Source organism: Sphingomonas daechungensis, from assembly GCF_039543105.1.
Classification (GTDB): Bacteria; Pseudomonadota; Alphaproteobacteria; order Sphingomonadales; family Sphingomonadaceae; genus Sphingomicrobium; species Sphingomicrobium daechungense.
The window spans coordinates 38657-57789 of sequence record NZ_BAABJC010000001.1 but is presented as its reverse complement, the minus strand read 5'-3'; the positions used below and the strand labels follow the sequence as shown (position 1 = coordinate 57789).

General features: G+C 61.5%; 14 protein-coding genes and 2 tRNA genes. 3 read left to right on the top strand and 13 right to left on the bottom strand.

The genetic code is table 11. The annotated features are described in order from the left end of the window. Positions 1-9: 9 nt before the first annotated feature. On the bottom strand, positions 10-1059 hold the full coding sequence (locus tag ABD928_RS00295) for a Glu/Leu/Phe/Val family dehydrogenase (protein WP_345164965.1): 1050 nt from the start codon (positions 1057-1059) through the stop codon (positions 10-12). Between the two features lie 32 nt (positions 1060-1091). Next, positions 1092-1168, bottom strand: a tRNA-His gene (locus ABD928_RS00290). A 199-nt stretch (positions 1169-1367) separates the two neighbouring features. Here ABD928_RS00290 and ABD928_RS00285 point away from each other — a divergent pair. Continuing rightward, on the top strand, positions 1368-2087 hold the full coding sequence (locus ABD928_RS00285) for a Crp/Fnr family transcriptional regulator (RefSeq protein ID WP_345164962.1): 720 nt from the start codon (positions 1368-1370) through the stop codon (positions 2085-2087). A gap of 17 nt (positions 2088-2104) precedes the next feature. On the opposite strand, the gene ABD928_RS00280 is transcribed toward ABD928_RS00285, so the two are convergent. The 3 genes from ABD928_RS00280 to lon all read right to left on the bottom strand — a co-directional run bounded on the left by ABD928_RS00280 (position 2105) and on the right by lon (position 4985). Then, positions 2105-2179, bottom strand: a tRNA-Val gene (locus ABD928_RS00280). A gap of 50 nt (positions 2180-2229) precedes the next feature. Then, the gene (locus tag ABD928_RS00275) at positions 2230-2502 is read right to left on the bottom strand and encodes an HU family DNA-binding protein (RefSeq protein ID WP_345164959.1); all 273 of its coding nucleotides are present in this window, start codon (positions 2500-2502) and stop codon (positions 2230-2232) included. Between the two features lie 83 nt (positions 2503-2585). Continuing rightward, positions 2586-4985, bottom strand: coding sequence for an endopeptidase La (gene lon, locus ABD928_RS00270; protein ID WP_345164956.1), 2400 nt, complete (start codon positions 4983-4985; stop codon positions 2586-2588). Positions 4986-5086: 101 nt separating this feature from the next. Here lon and ABD928_RS00265 point away from each other — a divergent pair, with 101 nt between their 5' ends. Continuing rightward, on the top strand, positions 5087-5293 hold the full coding sequence (locus tag ABD928_RS00265; protein ID WP_187715951.1) for a hypothetical protein: 207 nt from the start codon (positions 5087-5089) through the stop codon (positions 5291-5293). Here ABD928_RS00265 and ABD928_RS00260 read toward each other — a convergent pair whose 3' ends face one another. From ABD928_RS00260 to clpX, 3 genes are all read right to left on the bottom strand, one after another. Then, complete coding sequence (locus ABD928_RS00260; RefSeq protein ID WP_187713999.1) at positions 5294-5725, bottom strand: CPBP family glutamic-type intramembrane protease; 432 nt, start codon at positions 5723-5725, stop codon at positions 5294-5296. Between the two features lie 85 nt (positions 5726-5810). After that, positions 5811-6236 (bottom strand): hypothetical protein, encoded by a 426-nt coding sequence (locus ABD928_RS00255; RefSeq protein ID WP_345164950.1) that lies wholly within the window; start codon positions 6234-6236, stop codon positions 5811-5813. Positions 6237-6430: 194 nt separating this feature from the next. Further along, positions 6431-7696 (bottom strand): ATP-dependent Clp protease ATP-binding subunit ClpX, encoded by a 1266-nt coding sequence (clpX, locus tag ABD928_RS00250; protein WP_187713998.1) that lies wholly within the window; start codon positions 7694-7696, stop codon positions 6431-6433. A 262-nt stretch (positions 7697-7958) separates the two neighbouring features. Here clpX and ABD928_RS00245 point away from each other — a divergent pair, with 262 nt between their 5' ends. Next, positions 7959-11225 (top strand): DUF3857 domain-containing protein, encoded by a 3267-nt coding sequence (locus tag ABD928_RS00245; RefSeq protein ID WP_345164947.1) that lies wholly within the window; start codon positions 7959-7961, stop codon positions 11223-11225. Here the strand turns inward: ABD928_RS00245 and ABD928_RS00240 are convergent. The 5 genes from ABD928_RS00240 to tig form a co-directional block, all read right to left on the bottom strand. Further along, the gene (locus tag ABD928_RS00240; RefSeq protein WP_187713994.1) at positions 11222-12499 is read right to left on the bottom strand and encodes a Xaa-Pro dipeptidase; all 1278 of its coding nucleotides are present in this window, start codon (positions 12497-12499) and stop codon (positions 11222-11224) included. The genes ABD928_RS00245 and ABD928_RS00240 overlap by 4 nt on opposite strands. 19 nt (positions 12500-12518) lie before the next feature. After that, positions 12519-13172: an ATP-dependent Clp endopeptidase proteolytic subunit ClpP gene (gene clpP / locus ABD928_RS00235; RefSeq protein ID WP_345164944.1), complete on the bottom strand. Its 654-nt coding sequence runs from the start codon at positions 13170-13172 to the stop codon at positions 12519-12521. Between the two features lie 137 nt (positions 13173-13309). Continuing rightward, positions 13310-16303, bottom strand: a complete 2994-nt coding sequence (locus ABD928_RS00230) for a TonB-dependent receptor domain-containing protein (RefSeq protein WP_187713993.1) — start codon at positions 16301-16303, stop codon at positions 13310-13312. 124 nt (positions 16304-16427) lie between these two features. Further along, entirely contained in the window at positions 16428-17372 is a 945-nt protein-coding gene (locus ABD928_RS00225) for a glycosyltransferase (RefSeq protein WP_345164939.1), read from the bottom strand. A gap of 103 nt (positions 17373-17475) precedes the next feature. After that, positions 17476-19062 carry a trigger factor gene (gene tig, locus ABD928_RS00220; protein WP_345170110.1) on the bottom strand — a complete coding sequence of 529 codons (1587 nt, stop codon included), beginning with the start codon at positions 19060-19062 and terminating at the stop codon, positions 17476-17478. Positions 19063-19133 lie beyond the last annotated feature (71 nt).

The window sequence follows — 19133 nt, the reverse complement described above, 5'->3', positions numbered from 1 at the left end:
GGCCGTTCCTTATGCCCTGCCGATCAGCCGCTGCGCCATCGCATCCGCGACCGAAGCCGGGTCGCGGCCAGTCTCGGCGCTTTCGGCCCAGATCTGCTCCAGGCGATCGGGAATGCCCTCGATTTTCTGCCGGACGACGCTCGCGTCTCCGCTCCGCAGGAACTCGATGCAGACGTTGATGATGCCGCCCGCATTGATCACGTAGTCAGGCGCATAGAGGATACCGCGTGCGTTCATCCGCGCACCGTCCTCAGGAGTGGCAAGCTGATTGTTGGCCCCGCCCGCGACAATCGGCACCTTGAGTTCCGCGATCGACCTCTCGTCGAAGATCGCGCCCAGCGCGCACGGGCTGAGGACGTCCGCCTCAAGACCGAGAATTTCGTCCGCTCCAACGACCTTTCCACCTGCCGCATCGGCGAGCTTCTGTGCCTTGGCCGCATCGACATCGGCAATCGATAGAGTGGCGCCTTCGGCCGCCGCATGCATGGCAACGCCTGTCGCAACGCTTCCCGCACCTTGCAGAGCAATGTGCAAGCCCTGCAGGCTATCCTTGCCGAGCGCGCGGCGGACCGCCGCCTTGATGCCCAGGAATACGCCGAGCGATGTGTGCGGGCCAGGATCGCCGCCGACTGCAGAACCTTCTACCGGAAGTCCGGCTACGAACTTCGTCTGACGCCGAATCTCAATCATGTCGGCAACGCTCATGCCGACATCTTCTGCCGTCACGTACCGTCCGCACAGATTGTCGACGGCCTTGCCGAAGTCATGGAGCATCGCCGGGGTCTTCGTGCGCTTTTCGTCAGCGATGATGACGGCCTTGCCGCCACCGAGCGGCAGCCCAGCCATCGCGTTCTTGTAGCTCATACCGCGTGAGAGACGCAGCGCGTCCTTCAGGCCTTCAGCTGCGTCCGCATAATGCCAGAAGCGGCAACCGCCGGCAGCCGGTCCAAGATGGGTCGAGTGAATGGCGATGATGGCTTTCAGGCCGCTCGCCTCGTTCCAGACGAAGTGCAGGTCCTCATGCGCGTCGAAATCTTCGAAGCCCCAGGGCGTATTCATAGAAAGGGAACAGTCCGATCAAACGTGAAAAATGGGGCGATCGACGGGACTTGAACCCGCGACCCTCGGTACCACAAACCGATGCTCTAACCAGCTGAGCTACGATCGCCACGGTGCGCCGACCGCATTGCTTCGGGACGCGCGCGACCCCTTACGGGTGCAGCCTTTCAAAGGCAAGCAAGCCGCCATCCCATTTCGTTGAGACGAACGGTGGACCTTCCATCCGTCAATGTTGTTTTGAATAGCCTGATTTTAAGTTTGCTAAGATCGTTCCAGAGGCGCAATCTCTATCTAAGGGGAGAAGCAAGATGTTGGCGAGTCGCCGCTCGGGGCCGGTCGCCGAATCTGGCGTGTCGTTGCGCGACACGTTGATTGCGGCCGGCTTGAATGAAGCGCTTGCAGATCAGCTTGATCGCTTGCCGCACAAGGTCTTACGGGTCGACCCTCGACGTCCCTTCAGGGAACCGAATGTCCCGCGCGACGAAGTGATGTTCGTCCGCTCCGGAATCATCTCCAAGTACAAGGTGGACAGCTCGGGACGTCGCCAGATCGTCGCTTTACGTTTCCCCGGTGAGGGCATCCTACCCCGCGACGGATTGTCCGGCTACGGCGTGCAGGCGATCGTCCCTAGCGAGGTGATGGTCGGCAGCGCCAAGGATCTCAACAAGATCGTCGAGCAACACCCCGAAATTCAGCACTTTTTCTGGCGTCTAACGCAACGCGCAGAGGCCATTGGCTACGAATGGCTGGTCAATTGCGGCCGCCGTGACTCTACTGCGCGCGTTGCTCATCTTCTCTGTGAGACGGCAGTGCGCAGCAGAACCAACGTGCCTGACGAGGCGTTGCATAACCCCTTCACGCAGCAGCAGATTGCGGAGATCACGGGCCAGACGTCGGTCAACGTCAATCGGGTTATGTCCGACCTTGAGCGTCAGGGACTGATTGAGCGGTCGGGCCGCGACATCAGGTTCACCGATTGGTCGGAAATTCGCCGCGTAGCAAGCTTCCAATCCAGCTATCTCGACTGAGAATTTCCGCGAAAGCATGGTGGGCGCGACAGGGATTGAACCTGTGACCCCACCCGTGTGAAGGGTGTGCTCTACCGCTGAGCTACGCGCCCATGCCCTCGCAGGAACCGGGCAGATAGGGATGCCGAAGCACCCTGTCCAGCTATTGAACCGCCTCTTTCAGGACCTTGCCTGGGCGGAACTTAGGCTGCGCGCTGGCCTTGATCTGCATGGGCTCGCCGGTCCGCGGGTTGCGCCCCGTCGAGGCCTTGCGTCGAGTCACGGAGAAATTGCCGAAGCCGACCAAACGGACTTCGTCACCACGCTTCAAAGCAGAGGTGACGACCTCGAGCATGGTTTCCACGGCGCGGGCAGCGTCATTCCGGCTGAGGCCGGCACGATCAGCGACATGTCCGATCAGTTCCTGCTTGTTCATCGGTTTGGATCTCCCCGGCAATTACGCGAGACTCAGCCGCCAGCGCCCAATCCTTAAGGCAAGACTCTAAACACAAGTAAAGATCAGTGCCGCAATCGCGTTTCGCTATCCGACGAATGACCCGCTAATGGAGGCTCAGCGGCATGCTCGTCAGCCTCCGACCATTCGATCGGCTGCATCGGCTGTGTCATCGCACGCGCCAGGACCTCATCCACATGCTCCACCGGAATGATCTCAATCTGGTCTTTCACCGTCGCGGGAATGTCGACCAGATCCTTCTCATTCTCCGCGGGAATCAGCACGGTCGTGATACCGCCACGGAGAGCGGCGAGCAGTTTTTCCTTGAGCCCGCCGATGGGAAGCACGCGGCCACGAAGCGTAACCTCGCCCGTCATTGCGACGTCGCGCCGGACGGGAATGCCCGTCAGCGTCGAAATCATTGCCGTGACCATTCCGATGCCGGCTGACGGGCCGTCCTTGGGAACCGCCCCTTCCGGCAAGTGGACGTGAATGTCCTTGCGAGCGAAGATCGACGGCTTCACGCCGTAGGCCGGCGCGCGAGCCTTGACGAAGCTCATCGCCGCCTGGATCGACTCCTGCATGACTTCGCCCAGCTTGCCGGTCGTCTTGATCTGACCCTTGCCCGGAACGGTGACCGCTTCAATCGTCAGCAGCTCGCCGCCGACTTCGGTCCAGGCGAGGCCAGTGACGGCGCCCACCTGATCCTCTTCCTCGCTCACACCGTAGCGGAAGCGACGAACGCCGAGGAAGTCGTTGAGGTTCTCCTCCGTGACGACCACATTCTCGAACTTGCCCTCAAGGATCTTGCGTAAGGCTTTGCGAGCGACCTTGGCCAGTTCTCGCTCAAGCGTGCGGACGCCGGCTTCACGCGTGTAGAAGCGGAGAATTCCTCGCAGTGCTTGATCCGTGAATTCCAGCTCGCTGTCCTTCAGGCCATGCGCTTCCGTCTGCTTCGGGATCAGGTGGCGACGCGCGATTTCGACCTTCTCGTCCTCGGTGTAGCCCTCGAGACGGATGATCTCCATTCGGTCGAGCAATGGCTGCGGCATGTCGAGCGAGTTCGCCGTTGTGACGAACATCACATCCGACAGATCGTAGTCCAGCTCCAGATAATGGTCCTGGAAGCGCGAATTCTGCTCGGGGTCGAGGACCTCGAGAAGCGCGGAAGCCGGATCGCCGCGGAAATCCTGGCCGAGCTTGTCGATCTCATCGAGCAGGAACAGCGGGTTCGACGTTCCTGCCTTCTTCAGGTTCGAGACAATCTTGCCCGGCAGCGATCCGATGTAAGTTCGACGGTGGCCGCGAATCTCGGCTTCGTCGCGCACGCCGCCAAGCGACTGTCGCACGAACTCACGGCCCGTAGCGCGCGCGATCGAGCGGCCGAGCGAGGTCTTGCCGACGCCCGGAGGTCCGACGAGGCACAGGATCGGCCCCTTCAGCTTGTTGGTGCGTGCCTGGACCGCGAGATACTCGACGATCCGGTCCTTCACCTTCTCCAGGCCATAGTGATCCTCGTCGAGGATGCTCTGCGCCTCGGCGATGTCCTTCTTGAGCTTCGACTTCTTGCCCCAGGGCAGGCCGAGCAGGACGTCGAGATAGTTTCGTGCGACCGTCGCTTCAGCCGACATCGGCGCCATCGCACGAAGCTTCTTCAGCTCGGCATTGGCGCGATTGCGGGCTTCCTTGGACAGCCGCGTCTTCCGGATCTTGTTGGCGAGCTCTTGGAGTTCGTCACCGCCCTCCTCGCTCTCGTTGCCAAGCTCGCGCTGGATCGCCTTCAACTGTTCGTTGAGGTAATATTCGCGCTGCGTCTTCTCCATCTGGCGCTTCACGCGGCTGCGGATCTTCTTCTCGACCTGCAATACGCCAAGCTCGCCTTCCATGAAGGCGAACACCATCTCCAGACGGCGTGACGGGTTCATCTCGCCGAGCAATGCCTGCTTGTCGGCGACCTTGATCGACAGGTTGGAGGCCACTGCATCGGCGAGCACCGAGCCATCCTCGATTTCGCCGAGCTGGATACCCGTCTCCGGCGGAAGCCGCTTGTTGAGCTTTGCGTAATGCTCGAACTGATCGACGACGGAGCGCATCAGGGCCTGAATCTCGGGCCCTTCGAACTTTTCGTCGTCGACCTCCTCGACTTCGGCGGACATATAGCCCTCTGAAGGAACGAGGCCGATCAGACGGGCACGTTTCACCCCTTCGACCAGGACCCGAACCGTGCCGTCGGGCAATTTCAGCAGCTGCATCGCCGTCGCGACGACGCCTAGATCGTAGAGCGCGTCCCGATCGGGATCGTCCTCGCCCGGATCAAGCTGGGCCACGAGGAACAGCTCCTTGTCGGCCGACATGGCCGCTTCAAGCGCCGCAACCGACTTCTCGCGGCCGACGAACAGGGGAACGATACGCTGTGGGAAAACGACAATGTCGCGCAGCGGGAGAATGGGGAGCAAACGGGTCATATGTGAGCTATATGGGCGGCGCACCGTTGCGGCGCAACAAAGGCTGCGGAACATTCACGCCCAGCGGTTCGCTTATCGCCTCGATTTCGGGAGATCGAACAATGTCGGACCGAGAGAAGATTAGCGAAGGCCAGAATGACCGTCCGCTCAACGAGACGATCGCGGGCACTGGACCTGGGATAGCGGATGACTCCTTGTTCCCAGGCGAGGACCCGCCTGAGCCGCCGAGCGAGGACGAAGAGCGCCGCATTCGGGAGAAACTTGGCGTGAAGGACGAGGTCGACACCCTCCCGCTTGAAGGCGAGTAGCTAGCCCGCTTTGCCCGATACGATTAGCAGGGCCGGCCCGAGGTTCTGCATCCCATGGGCTACCATGGGCAGCGCGAACGCGAGCCATAACGACCGTTCGCGCCACGCAACGAACAGCGTGGACAGAACCAGGAACGGCCACCAGATTGTCAGTCCCCAGATCGGAAACTGCATCGAGTGGGCTATTCCCCAACCCACGGCGCTGAGCACGATTGCCGTGACCGGCTTCATGAACCTGAGCAGAACAAGCAGCACGGTGCCCATGATCAGGGTCTCGACGACCGGCGCGAAGACGACCAGCCCGAAGATGAGCATGCCCGGCGTGAGTCCATCGAAGTTCGGATGTGGCTGCTCAGGCAATAGCTGAGCGACCACCGCCGAGAGGAGGATGCTTGGGATGAATGCGGTGGCCCAAGCCGTGACGACCGACAAAGGCGCATTTCGTGGCTCGCGAATTGGCCTAGGAAGAAATTTCAGCGGCCCCCAATCTCCGACGGGTAGACTACCTGAAAGCAACCTAAGCTCCCTGCTCGTCGGACTTGTTCTCGCCCCAATCCCATTGAAGGGCAGCAATCGCCTTGAGGGCTCGGTCCATGGCTTCCGGGCCCCCTTTTTTCGGGACGGTAATTCTGGCCTTAAGAAACCATTGCCCCCTCTGTACGAGCATGTAACCAGTCCTTGCGTCGATGTTCTTATACAGGCCCTCGAACCAAGCGACGCGCCCCATTTGAAAGTTCGCGGGCGCCGGAGCGGGCGGGTCGATGCGGCGCCCCTGAAGGATTTGAAGCAGCGACTGTTCGACGCCGGCGCTTTCTTCAGCGAGGGAGATCGTGGCTGGATAAACGTAGAAGGTGATCCACGCGTCCCCGGTCCCCCCGCCACCGAGTGTGTAATACGCTGAGGCGTCCGACGGCCCGTAAACTGTCAGCCCCCGCAGAGGCATATCGACAAGCTGTCGCGGAAAAATGAAGCCTGACGCGCGATGTGAAGCACTTCCGTCAGCCGCAACTTCCACTTCGGACGCGTCACCGCCCTGGATATCTATGCGGGGCTGCGAAGATGCGGCAGCGAACGGGACAATTTGAAACAAGAAAAGGGCCGCGGCGAAACCGATCGCTCTAGCGGCACTTCGAAACATCAGGCGGCGTCGCCCGCCTTACCTTTTTTCGCGTACACTCGGACAGGCTCCTTGGTACCCATGACGACTTCCTTGTCGACATGGACCTCGTCGACTCCGTCCATCGATGGGAGATCGAACATGGTGTCGAGCAGGATGCCCTCCAGGATCGAACGCAGGCCGCGAGCGCCGGTCTTGCGATCGATCGCCTTTCGGGCAACCGCGCCGAGCGCGTCCTCGGTGAACTCCAGTTCGACATCTTCCATGTCGAACAGCTTGGCGTACTGCTTCACCAAAGCATTTTTCGGCTCGACCAGGATCTTGACCAAGGCTTCCTCGTCGAGGTCCTCGAGCGTCGCAATCACGGGCAGTCGCCCGATGAATTCCGGGATGAGACCGAATTTGAGGAGGTCTTCGGGCTCCGTGTGCTTGAGCGTTTGCCCGGTGCGCTTCTCTTCGGGCGCCGCGACATGAGCGCCGAAGCCCATCGACTTGCCCTGCATGCGGTCATCGATGATCTTTTCGAGGCCCGCGAAGGCGCCGCCACAGATGAACAGGATGTTCGTCGTGTCGACCTGCAGGAACTCCTGCTGCGGATGCTTGCGGCCGCCCTGCGGCGGAACCGAAGCGGTCGTGCCTTCCATCAGCTTGAGCAGAGCCTGCTGCACGCCCTCGCCCGACACATCGCGCGTGATCGACGGATTGTCCGACTTGCGCGAAATCTTGTCGATTTCGTCGATGTAGACGATGCCGCGCTGCGCCTTCTCGACGTTGTAATCGGAGGCCTGGAGCAGCTTCAGGATGATATTCTCGACGTCCTCGCCGACGTAACCGGCCTCGGTCAGCGTCGTCGCGTCGGCCATCGTGAACGGAACGTCGAGGATGCGTGCCAGCGTCTGCGCCAGCAGCGTCTTGCCGCAACCGGTCGGGCCGATCAGCAGGATGTTCGACTTGGCGAGCTCGACTTCCTGGCCCGTCTTCGCGCCATGGTTGAGCCGCTTGTAATGGTTGTGCACCGCGACCGAGAGGACGCGCTTCGCACGGTCCTGGCCGATGACGTAATCATCGAGGACCTTGCAGATTTCCGCAGGCGTCGGGACGCCATCGCGGGTCTTCACGAGAGCAGACTTGCTCTCCTCGCGGATGATGTCGTTGCAGAGCTCGACGCACTCATCGCAGATGAAGACGGTCGGGCCGGCGATCAGCTTCCTGACCTCGTGCTGCGACTTTCCGCAGAAGGAGCAGTAAAGGGTGCTCTTGCCGTCGCTGCCTGAAAGCTTGGTCATTCAAATCCTTGTTCAACCGACCGCGCGCGGCCGACGCTATCGAAGGCCATGCTAGCCTTCTTTATTACACAATCAATCTAGCTTCACGGTTAACGTCGGGCCCGATCAATCGCTCCTGTCCCGAATATGGATTGCCCGGCACAACCCCGCAAGAGGCTGAATTCATTCAAGATGCCTCAAACCGACACTGGAGTCCGGAAAACTCCCGGTTGAAAAGCCCCAATGAACCCATAGGATTAAGCGAGTTATAGGGGGTTATCATATGCGTCTTCGTCGCGCTGTCGCGCTGCTCCTGCTTGCGTCCTCCGGGCCCGCGATTGCAGCGGATCAACTCAGCTTCGGTCCTGCCCCCTCCTGGGTTGCGCCGATGGCGATCCCGAAGACCTCCAATGCCCCAGAGGAAGCGCCGGTCGCCATTCTATTGAGCGACCAGCAAATCCGCCTCGAACCTGGAGTCACCACGACGTATGTGGAGAGCGCGCTGAAGATCCAAAATGGGGAGGGCCTTGCGGCCGGCAATCTCTCTCTTCCCTGGGATCCGGCGACCGAGAAGGTTACGGTCCACAAGCTCCTGATCATCCGCGATGGGGAGACGATCGACGTGCTGAAAAGCGGTCAGACCTTCACCACCATGCGCCGCGAACAGAATTTGGACACGGCAATGCTGGATGGCCGCCTGACCGCGAACATCCAGCCGGAGGGACTTCAGCAAGGCGACGTCCTCGTGCTTGCCACCTCCGTGGAGCATCGCGACCCGGTCCTGAAAAACCATGTCCAAAGTCAGTTCGGAATGTGGAACGGAGTACCGGTCCAGGCCGCCCGGGCGCGTCTTCTATGGCCTGACCAGATCAAGCTGAAAGTCCAGCAAACGAACCTGCCGGATATCAAACCGGTTCGTCGTGGCGGCGAAAACCAGGTCGAGATCGCAATGACCGATGCGCAGCCCCTGCTTTTCCCGAGCGGCGCCCCGCTCCGCTTTTCCGTGGGACGCTATGCGGAAGCCAGCGACTTCGGCTCATGGGCCGAGGTGGCCAACCTGATCGCACCCCATTACCAGGCCGCCAGCAAGATCCCCGCCAGCGGACCACTTCGCGATGAGGTCGAGAAGCTTCGTAAGGTCACGGACAAGCGGGCACAGGTCGAACAGGCACTCGCGCTGGTTCAGGACCGCGTGCGCTACGTGGCCCTGCTCATGGGTGAAGGAGGATATGTCCCGGCCTCCGCGGAATCGACGTGGAGCCGACGCTTCGGGGACTGCAAGGGCAAGACGACCTTGCTCCTCGGAATTCTCCACGAGCTGGGCGTGAAGGCCGACGCCGTGCTGGTAAACTCCAGCGCGGGCGATCTCATTTCGGGTCGCCTGCCCATGCTCAACGTGTTCGATCACGTGCTCGTTCGCGCCGAACTTAACGGAAAAACGTACTGGCTAGACGGTACGCGCAGCGGCGATGGCTCGCTGGATGCGATCGATGTCCCGGAATTCTCCTGGGGCCTGCCGATCGTAACGTCTGCGAAGCTCGTTGCCATCAATCCGCCGCCGTTGACCGTGCCAGACACAGAAGTTGCGGTGTCGATCGACGCGACACAGGGCGTGTTCGCGCCTGCTACGTTCAAGGTTGAGCGCATCCTTCGCAGCGACACAGCGCGAGCGACGAATACGGTCCTGGCCAAGCTTTCGCCCGCGCAGCTCCAGCAGACGCAGACTGGCTTCTGGAAGCAGACTTACGACTACGTGACTCCGAAAGAGACCAAGTTCACCTTCGACAGAAAGAAGGCGGAGCTGCGTCTCACTATGAGCGGTGAGGCGAAGCTCGAATGGAAGGACAATTGGTTCTACGTTCCGAACTCCAACCTCGCGTACGAGCCTGATTTCGAGCGGACCTCTGGCATCAACCGGGACGCGCCATTTGCCTTGGCCTACCCCAATTACGAAGTCAGCCACGTCGAAATCCGGTTCCCGCCTGGCTTCAGCCCTTCCCAGCCGAAGATACCGGCTCCGGTGCGCGAGACTTTGGCCGGCGTCGAATATTCTCGCACCGTGAAGCTCGAGAACAACATGCTGACGCTTGATCGGGCCGAGCGCACCATTCTTCCCGAAATTGCCTACAAGGATGCACAGGCGGCCGCCGGTCGGCTGAAGGCACTAGCCAACGACGACGTGTATCTGCGTGTGCCGAGCGGCTATCAGATGACGGAAGGCGACCGGAAGGTGCGCATTTCCGAAAAGCCGGCATCGGCGCAGTCCTTCATCGATCGCGGCCTGCTGTTGCTCGATGCGGGAAAGACGGACGAGGCAATCGCCGACTTCGATGAAGCGGTGAAGCTCGACCCACAGAACTCCTATGCCTGGGCCAATCGCGGGATCGCGCATGCCTGGAAGAACGATGGCAAGGAAGCGCCTGACCTAGCCAAGGCGAGCGAGCTGGACCCCGACAACCCTGTCGTCCCGCGCGGGCGCGCAGTGGCTGCCGAGATGCGCGGCGATTTCCCCACTGCGATCAAGGAATACACGGTCGCAATCGAGAAGGATCCGAGCAACACCTTCGCGTACATGCACCGGGCTTCGTCCTACTACGCGGCCGGTGAACCTCAGAAGGCGCTGGCCGATACCGACGAATTGCTCAAGAAAGGCCAGAAAAGCGCCAATGTCCGACTTCTGCGGGCAAACATTCTTCGGGGCCAGGAGGACGACGTCGGAGCTCTCAGGGAGGCGGAGCTTCTGATTTCCGAGAATCCCGACGCCACCTATCCGCAAGTCGCCGCGGCCCGGATTTTCGCATCGCTCGGAAAGAAGGACCGAGCGATGAAAGCTTTCGATGGCGCGCTTGCAATCAAGCAGGAGTCCTACATTTATGTGAACCGCGCACAGTCGCGACCGCGGTCAGACATGCCCGGCAAGATGGCGGATATCGAAGCCGCGCTGAAGATCGAGCCGACAAACGTCGATGCGTTGCTGGTCAAGGCGGAACTGCTGGTCGACCAGGGGAAATTGCCGGAAGCCTTGGCCGCCTACGAGTCATTGTCCAAGAACGAAGACGCCAACTGGACCTGGACCAAGGCCCAGCGCGGGATCGTGCTCGCGAAACTCGGCCGAACGGACGAAGCGCGCAAACTCTTTGCCGTGGCCCGCTCCGAATCGAAATCGGCGCAACAACTGAATAACCTTTGCTGGGCCAAGGCGACGGCAAACGTCGAAATTGAAACTGCCCTCGACGACTGCCGGGAGGCTGTTCGTAAGGAGCCAGACTCGGGCGCCTATCTCGACAGCCTGGGACTGGCGCTGCTGCGGTCTGGAAAGCTCGATGAGGCGATCGCCGCCTACGACAAAGCCATTGCCGTGCGCACCGGGGCTTCGTCCCTAATGGGACGGGCGATCGTCAAGGACCGCAAGGGCGATGCTGCCGGTGCTGCCTCGGACCGAGCATCTGCAATCAAGCTCTCGGCGGATATCGAAGACGTCTATCGCGGATATGGTCTGGAGATCGGGGTGAAGCCAACGGCAACCCAGGCGAACGCCAGCAGCTCTTAAGGAACCAGCTCGCCACCCTTGATGACCGCGTCGACATGCTCAAGTGCACGGATATCGGTGAGTGGGTCGGCTCGGACCGCAACAAGGTCGCCCCACGCGCCCGGACGTAGAGAACCGACTTCGCCCTCCATACGAAGCGCTTTGGCCGCCTCTGTCGTCGCAGCCTGGATCGCCTGCATGGGCGTCATCCCATACCGTACCATGTAAGCGAACTGGCGGCCGCCAAGACCATAGGGATAAACCGCCGCGTCGGTCCCGAACGTCAGCTTCGCGCCCGCCTTGACCGCGGCAGCAAAGCCCCGCCGCTGGATATCGGTCGTCTCGCGGTTCTTGCGGAGATATTCGGAAGGCCAACCCTGCTTGGTTCCGAACTCCTCGATCCAGTCTCCGTTGTAGATATCCATGTCGAGCCAAACGCCATTTTTCTTGGCCAGCTCAATCCCTTCGGCATCAAGGAAGCTCGCATGTTCGATCGTGCGGGCGCCGGCGCGGATCGCGGCCTTGATGCCTTCCGCGCCATGCGCGTGAGCGATGCAGTAGCTTCCGCGCAGCTCTGCCTCGTCGCAGGCCGCCTTCATCTCCTCCGGGCTCAGCTCGAGCGCGCCGGGCTCGCTACCCAGCGCCAGGACCGCGCCGGTTGCGATCAGCTTGATGAAGTCCGCACCGTGGTCGAGCAGGTAACGCGCCTTGTCGCGGGCTTCGGCGGGATTGTGGACGACACCCACGCGGAACGTCTCCGGAACGGGCATGTCGGGCGCCAGCGCATCGATCTCCCCTCCTCCGCCCGGCGTCGTGATGTAGCCGCCGGCGACGAGCATGCGAGGACCGGCGAGGTCACCAGAGTTGATCGCGTCGCGCAGGGCGACGTCCGTCAGCCCGCGATAGACTCCGACATCACGGACCGTCGTGAACCCGGCGCGGAGCATGATGCGCGCGGCGGGCACGGCCTTGAGAATGGTTGCCGCTTCGCTGTGCTTGAACGGTTCGGCGGGGTCGGCGCTGGACGCTGCGCCGTCGGCGATGTGGGTGTGAAGGTCGATCAGGCCTGGAAGGACCGTCAGTCCCGACCAGTCCACTGTTACCGGGCCATCGGCTGCGGACCACGGCGTTATTGCCGCAATCTTGCCGTCGACGATCCGGATGCGCTGATCGGCGCTGACCTTGCCTGTTTCCGGATCGATCAAGCGTCCTGCGCGAACGTCGACGCTCGCCGCCAATGCGGGAGAGGCCGCGGCGAGGGCGCAGGCAAATGCGATTGCCAGTCGAACGGCCATAGCCCCTCCCCGTTTCAGCTTAGACTGGTGAGACGTCCCCGGCGCCGGTCCCGGCGTCTTCGCCCTGTTCCGGACGCTTTTCGAACACTTCGTCGATCAGCCCGAATTCCTTGGCCTCGTCGGCTTCCAAAAACTTGTCGCGGTCCATCGCCTTCTCGATCTCCTCGATCGCTTGGCCGGTGTACTTCGCGTAAAGCGCGTTGAGGCGTGAGCGCATGCGCAGGATCTCGCGTGCCTGGATCTCGATATCCGCGGCCATGCCCTGCGCACCGCCCGACGGCTGGTGGACCATGATCCGGCTGTTTGAGAGCGCAATGCGCATTCCGGGCTCACCGGCAGCAAGAAGGAAGCTGCCCATCGACGCGGCTTGGCCGATGCACACCGTCGCGACCTTGGGGCGGATGTACTGCATGGTGTCGTGGATCGCGAGGCCCGCCGTGACGACGCCGCCCGGCGAGTTGATGTACATGAAGATGTCCTTCTTCGGGTTCTCTGACTCGAGGAAGAGCAACTGCGCGGTGACGAGCGAGGCCATGTGGTCCTCGATCGGCCCGGTGATGAAGATGATCCGCTCGCGAAGCAGGCGCGAATAGATGTCGAAGCTGCGTTCGCCTCGGTTGGACTGCTCGATGACGATCGGGACGAGCTGCGAAACGATGTCCTGGTGATCCATTAGAAAATGCCGGTCCTACTGTTGGTGCGACCTACATCGGCGCGAAAGGGCAAAGGTTCAAGCGCTGCAACGCGAAGGGGCGGCCCGATTTCGGACCGCCCCTCTCTATTCACGAATTAAGCCTGAACTGCCTTCGGTCAGCCGCGCTCGGGCGCCGGCGGCGGCGGAGGCGGAGGCGGAGGTAGCGGAGCCGGCTCAGCCACTGGCGGCGGAGGCGGCGGCGGCGGCGGTGGCGGAGGAGCAGGCTCGGCCACGGGCGCCGGCTTGCTCTCGCCCAACTTTACGCTGACCCTGGCGTAGTAGTAGCGGCCCGGAAGGTCGTATACGGTCGGGTCAAAGTTGTTGATGTCGCAGGTAAAGCAGCCGGGCGCCTTGGTGTTGAACAGATTGTTCACACCGACTGCGAGGCCGAACCGATCATCCAGGAACCCTGGCGTCCAGCGGCCCTGAATGTCGGTGTAGAAACGCGACTTCAGGACATTGCCGTCGGATTCCTTCAATTTGGACAGGTAACGACCAGTCAGCGACAGGCCGAAATCCGCCAAGTCCCAATCGATCACGCCGACCGACTTGAACTTCGGGAAGCCTTGCGACGGGCTGCCCTGCTCCGTTCCTTCACGACTAATCGTCTGGGTGCCCCCGGTGATCGGAACGATGACATCGAAGTTCTTCAGGATCGTATTGTTCCAGGTGAAACCGAACCGTCCGGCGGAGGTCTCAGGAGTCTGAGTCCTGAAGTTGATGTCCCATCCCTTGGTTTTCACGCCCGCAATGTTGACGAGGAAACCGGAGATCTGGGTCAGCTGTCCACCGCTGCCCGCGCGGGTGACGAGGGCGCAGGCCGCGGGATCGTTGTTGACCACGCAATTGCTCAGCGTGACGTCCGCGGCGACCGTCTGGATCGCGCCATCGATCTTGATGTTATAGTGGTTCACTTCAAGCGACGTGCGCGGCAGGAACGACGGGCTATAGACGCCGCCGAAAACCCAGCTCTTCGACGTTTCAGGCACAAGACCCTGGTTGCCGCCGACGATGACTGAGATCTGCGGATTCGCCTGCTGGTAAGTGCCACCTGCGGGAACCCCAGCCGCAATACAGTTCGCACGAACCGTTGCGTCGTTGAGGAAGTTCTGCGGAGCCGTGCTGTCGTTCGAACAGGGATCGCTGATCGTCTGGTCGAAGCGCGACTGCGTGCCGAACAGCTCGCCGATGGTCGGCGCGCGGAAGCCTTCCGCGTAGGAGCCGCGGAACCTTAGGTCCTTGAACGGCTTCCAGTTCACTTGCCCCTTGAAGGTCGTCGTCGAGCCGGACGTCGAATAATCGGAGAAACGGACCGCACCGTTTACTTCGAGCAGCTCGATCCCAGTGACGCCCGACAGGATCGGCGCGTTAAGCTCGAGATAGGCTTCCTTCACGTCGTAATGGCCACGCGTCGGCTGCGCAGGGATATCCGAGCTAAAGCCGGCGGCGACCACCGGATCTGGGTCGAAGCTACCGCTAAGCTTGCGATATTCGAGACCCGCGGCGACCCCCAGAGGCCCGCCGGGCAGATCGAAGAGCTCGCCTGAGATGTTGCCGGTGAAGTCCCAGATCGACTGCTCGCTCTTGTCGTTCTGGATGAACGTCACATAGTCCATCATCGCCTGGCTGATGGAGCCCGCGCCGCCGAAGAAGTTGAAAGGCACGCAACCGGGCGTAGCGTTGCAGGTCGCGAGCGGCCCGATCGCAATACCCAGCTTCTGCGAGTTGACGTTTCCGAGCATGCGCTGCTTCGCGTTGTTCTGGCCGTAAACGCCGTTGACGTCCCAGTACCAGTCGCGTCCGCCGATATCGAACTTGCCGTCGAAGGTGACGACGCCATAGTAGGTATCGACTTGCTGGCTGAACCGGCGCGGCCCGCCTTCGACGAAGCGCCGATAGATCAAATCCATGTTGGACGAGTCGATGTCGACGCCAAACGGATTGTACGGGTTCGTCGCATCCACATAGAGGGAGTCGAGAACCGGAGTTATGCCGGCCGCCTGGCCGATACCGAACGGAAGTGGAGCCGCCTTGTTCTTTGACTTGCGCTGGTTCCAAAGGAGTTTGAAACTAAAGTTTACGTTTTCAGTGACTTCGGCGTGCAGGTTTCCGAACACTCCGTAGCGTTCCAGCGGAATCTGCAGATAGTTATAGGGCGCGAAGTTGAAGCGATCGGCCGGGCTCACGAAATCCCGAAAATCCGCGGGGGTGGTGGTTCCGTTAAGCACTGGCGCGATCAGGGTGGTGTCTCCACTCCCTCCGAATATGGAGCCAATGTAACGGCCATTGGGCAGGAACCCGGAACAACCGCCATCCGCACAGCTGCTTCCATAAGGTGCCGGCCAACGCGAAATCGCGCGGTCTCCAGAGCTTACGGCGGCCGATTTCACATAATTACCACCGACAACGATCTGCAGAGGAGCATCACCGCCGTTACCCCAGCTAAGCTGGTAGTTCTGGGTGAAACCGTCGCCCTCTTCGAGGTAGCTGCCAAGCTGGGCGGAAGCGACGAAGCCATTCTGGCTCTGCTTGGTGATGATATTCACCACGCCTGCGATCGCGTCGGAGCCGTAGATGGCGGAAGCACCGTCCTGCAGCACTTCGACGCGTTCGATCATGCTTTCCGGGATGGCGTTCAGGTCGACCGAGCCCGGGACGCCTGAGGCCGAGGCACCGTTCACGAAGCGAAGGCTGTCGACAAGGACCAGCGTCCGGCGAGAGCCGAGGTAGCGGAGGTCGATTTCGGCGGAACCGGCGCCCACGCCGCCACCGTCAGGCGGGTTGCCAAGGTTGCCCGAGTTGTTGAACTTCGAGTTCAAACCGCCGCCGGAGCTCGGAAGGCGCTGGAGAACGTCGTTGATCGAGTTCAGGCCCGTCTTCGCAATATCTTGCTGATCAACGAAAGTGACCGGCGCATCCTGCGAAAGGGGGTCGCGACGGATGCGCGAACCGGTGACGACGATATCGCCAACGTCGGACGGCTCGGTGCTGGTGCTTGCGGGCGCTTCCTGCGCGTCGGGCGGCGGAACGTTGTCCTGTGCGTTCGCTGTCGAAGCGATCGCGAGTGCGGCCAAGGCAGAACCAGCCCGTAGTGCGAAAGAAATGCGCATCATCATGCCCCTTTTGTCACGCCCCGGTTGCTGCCGGGTCCAAATGGCATACTTCACTCAAGGAGGCGGCAACAGCAGTAGTCACCCAAACGCGACAGATTTGCTTAGGGGTGATGCAAATCGTCTACAGTTGTAGCGGCGCCCCTGGAGCGGGCTGGCTGAGGTAAGCAAGGCGCCGCATCTCGCGCCGTCCGCGTGTCACCGTGTCGAGGATCAGTCCGGCGAAGAAGGACAGAACAGCGACGATCGTCATCCCTGTGACGAGGATCGCGGTCGGAAAGCGCGGCACAAGGCCGGTCTCGATGTAAGTGAAAACCAGGGGTGCGGCGATGATGAGCGCCGCCAGCAGAAGGAAGGCGCCGATGCCTCCGAAGAAAAGCACCGGACGCTCGATGCGATAAAGCGTGACGATGGTCTTCAGAATGCGCCAGCCGTCACGAAACGTGGACAGCTTCGAATGCGACCCTTCGGGACGGGCGCCGTAGCGGGTTTCAATCTCGTCCACCGGCATCCGCAGCTCGAGCGCATGAACGCTCATCTCCGTCTCGATCTCGAAGCCTTCGGAAAGGACTGGAAAGCTTTTCACGAACCGGCGGGAGAATGCGCGATAGCCCGAGAAGATATCGGTGAAACTACGCCTGAACAGCTTCGACAAGAGGCGAGTGAAGATCCTGTTTCCAAGGACATGACCGCCCCGATAGGCGTCGGTGACGTCATGGCGGCGGATGCCGACGACCATATCAAGTTGCTCGTCGACAATCAGGCGCACCATCCGCGACGCTGCGCCGGCGTCATACGTCAGGTCGCCATCCGCCATCAGGTAGATGTCGGCATCGATGTCCGCGAACATGCGCCGAACGACATGCCCCTTGCCCTGCTGGGTCTCCGAGCGAACAATTGCACCCGCGGCCTTCGCGACCGCCTTTGTCTTGTCGCGACTGTTGTTGTCGTAGACGTAGATAGTCGCGTCCGGCAGGGCCTTGCGAAAACCTTCGACGGTCGCGCCGATCGCCGCTTCCTCATTGTAACAGGGAAGAAGCACGGCAACGCGCGGTTGCTTGGCAGCCAACAATTTCCCCCCGGTCGTTCGGCCTGAGCCTGTCGAAGCCCTGTCTTTCACCTCGGCAGGTTGGAACAAGGACAGGCCTTCGGCAAGCTCAACGCGGATCGTTTTATTTGGTCTTCTTGGCGGGTGCCTTCTTCGCCGCCGGTTTCTTCGCCTCGGCCTTTTCGGCGGGCTTCGCCGCAGCGGCTTCCTTCACGGGCTTGGCTGGCTTCGGCTTATCAGCCTTCACTTCCTCCACCGGGCCCTTGGCTGGCTTCTCAGGCTTGGCCGGAGCTTCGGCCTTCGCCTTGGCGGTCTTGGCCTTGCCCTTGGCAGCCTTCGCCTCGGGAACGTCATGACCGCAACCCGGCCCGTGAACATGGCCTTCCTCGGACTCCAGGTCCGCCTCCAGCTCGGCGCGGGTCGCCTTGCGATCCGTGATGTCGGCCTTCGAGAACAGGAAGTCGACCACCTTGTCCTCATAGAGAGGCGCACGAAGCTGCGCAGCGGCCATGGGCTCCTGCTGGACGTACTGGATAAACCGGTCGCGGTCCTTGCCCTGATACTGCGATGCGGCCTGGCCGATGAGCTGATTCATCTCGCGCTCGCTGACCTCTACGCCATTGGCGGCGCCGATGTCGGACAGCAGCAGGCCAAGGCGCACGCGGCGCTCGGCGATCTTGCGATATTCGCCCGCTTCACTCTCCAGCTCGGCAAGCGCTGCCTTCGGATCGGCTTCATGGCTCGCTTCGTGGCGAAGCTGCTGCATGATGTTCTCGAACTCGGCATCGACCATCGAAACGGGAACGTCGAAAGAGTGACGCGATGCCAGCTCGTCGAGCAGGCGGCGCTTCATGTGCGTGCGAGTCAGGCCGTTCAACTCCTGTTCCTGCTGGTCGCGAAGGATTCCACGCAGCTGATTCAGGTCCTGCAGACCGAGCGTCTTGGCGAAATCGTCGTCGAGCTTCGCTTCGCCCGCGATCTTCACGGCCTTGACGGTCACGTCGAAGACGGCGGCTTTGCCTTTGAGGTTCTCGACCGGATAGTCGGCCGGGAACGTCACGTTGATGTCGCGCTTGTCGCCGACCTTCGCCCCGACCAATTGGTCCTCGAATCCCGGGATCAGTTGGCCAGCGCCGATTTCCACCTGCATGTCGGTCCCGGTTCCGCCATCGAACGCAACGCCGTCGACGCTGCCGGCGAAGTCGATCACCACCGCGTCGCCGTTGGCCGCCGCATGCCCTTTCTTGGCATCGGTGAAATTGCGATTTGCTCCGGCCAGACGCTGGAGCTGCTCGTCGATTGCGCTTTCGTCAGCCTCGACGGTCAGCCGTTCGATCTTCAGCCCCTCGATGTTCGGGGCCGGAACGTCAGGGAGCGCTTCGAGGCGCACGGTCACCTGCGCGTCGCTGCCGGGCTTGTAAGTATCTTCCAGGGCGACCTGCGGCTGCATGGCGGGGCGCAGCTTCTGCTCCTGGAGGAGCTGCTGGACACCGGCCTGGACCGCGCTGTTCAGCGCGTCCGAGTGGATGGCCTCGCCGTGCATCTTGCGAATGAGGTTCGGCGGCACTTTGCCGGGACGGAAGCCGGCCATGCGCACCTGAGGCGCGATCCGCTTCACTTCCTGCTCCACGCGGGCATCGATATCCTTTGCGGGGATCGTCAGCATGAATGCCCGCTTCAGGCCTTCGTTTTCCGTCTCAACCGTCTTGATCACTGTTCAGTCCCGTCAAAAGAATCCCGTTCGTCCTGCGCGTCGGCGCGCGGATCACAGTGCTAGCCTGC

What these genes read in the sequence shown, in the direction of transcription:
- ABD928_RS00295 (WP_345164965.1), bottom strand. Translation starts at nt 1,059, where the DNA reads ATGAATACGCCCTGGGGCTTCGAAGATTTCGACGCGCATGAGGACCTG.
- ABD928_RS00285 (WP_345164962.1), top strand. Translation starts at nt 1,368, where the DNA reads ATGTTGGCGAGTCGCCGCTCGGGGCCGGTCGCCGAATCTGGCGTGTCG.
- ABD928_RS00275 (WP_345164959.1), bottom strand. Translation starts at nt 2,502, where the DNA reads ATGAACAAGCAGGAACTGATCGGACATGTCGCTGATCGTGCCGGCCTC.
- lon (WP_345164956.1), bottom strand. Translation starts at nt 4,985, where the DNA reads ATGACCCGTTTGCTCCCCATTCTCCCGCTGCGCGACATTGTCGTTTTC.
- ABD928_RS00265 (WP_187715951.1), top strand. Translation starts at nt 5,087, where the DNA reads ATGTCGGACCGAGAGAAGATTAGCGAAGGCCAGAATGACCGTCCGCTC.
- ABD928_RS00255 (WP_345164950.1), bottom strand. Translation starts at nt 6,236, where the DNA reads ATGCCTCTGCGGGGGCTGACAGTTTACGGGCCGTCGGACGCCTCAGCG.
- clpX (WP_187713998.1), bottom strand. Translation starts at nt 7,696, where the DNA reads ATGACCAAGCTTTCAGGCAGCGACGGCAAGAGCACCCTTTACTGCTCC.
- ABD928_RS00245 (WP_345164947.1), top strand. Translation starts at nt 7,959, where the DNA reads ATGCGTCTTCGTCGCGCTGTCGCGCTGCTCCTGCTTGCGTCCTCCGGG.
- ABD928_RS00240 (WP_187713994.1), bottom strand. Translation starts at nt 12,499, where the DNA reads ATGGCCGTTCGACTGGCAATCGCATTTGCCTGCGCCCTCGCCGCGGCC.
- clpP (WP_345164944.1), bottom strand. Translation starts at nt 13,172, where the DNA reads ATGGATCACCAGGACATCGTTTCGCAGCTCGTCCCGATCGTCATCGAG.
- ABD928_RS00230 (WP_187713993.1), bottom strand. Translation starts at nt 16,303, where the DNA reads ATGCGCATTTCTTTCGCACTACGGGCTGGTTCTGCCTTGGCCGCACTC.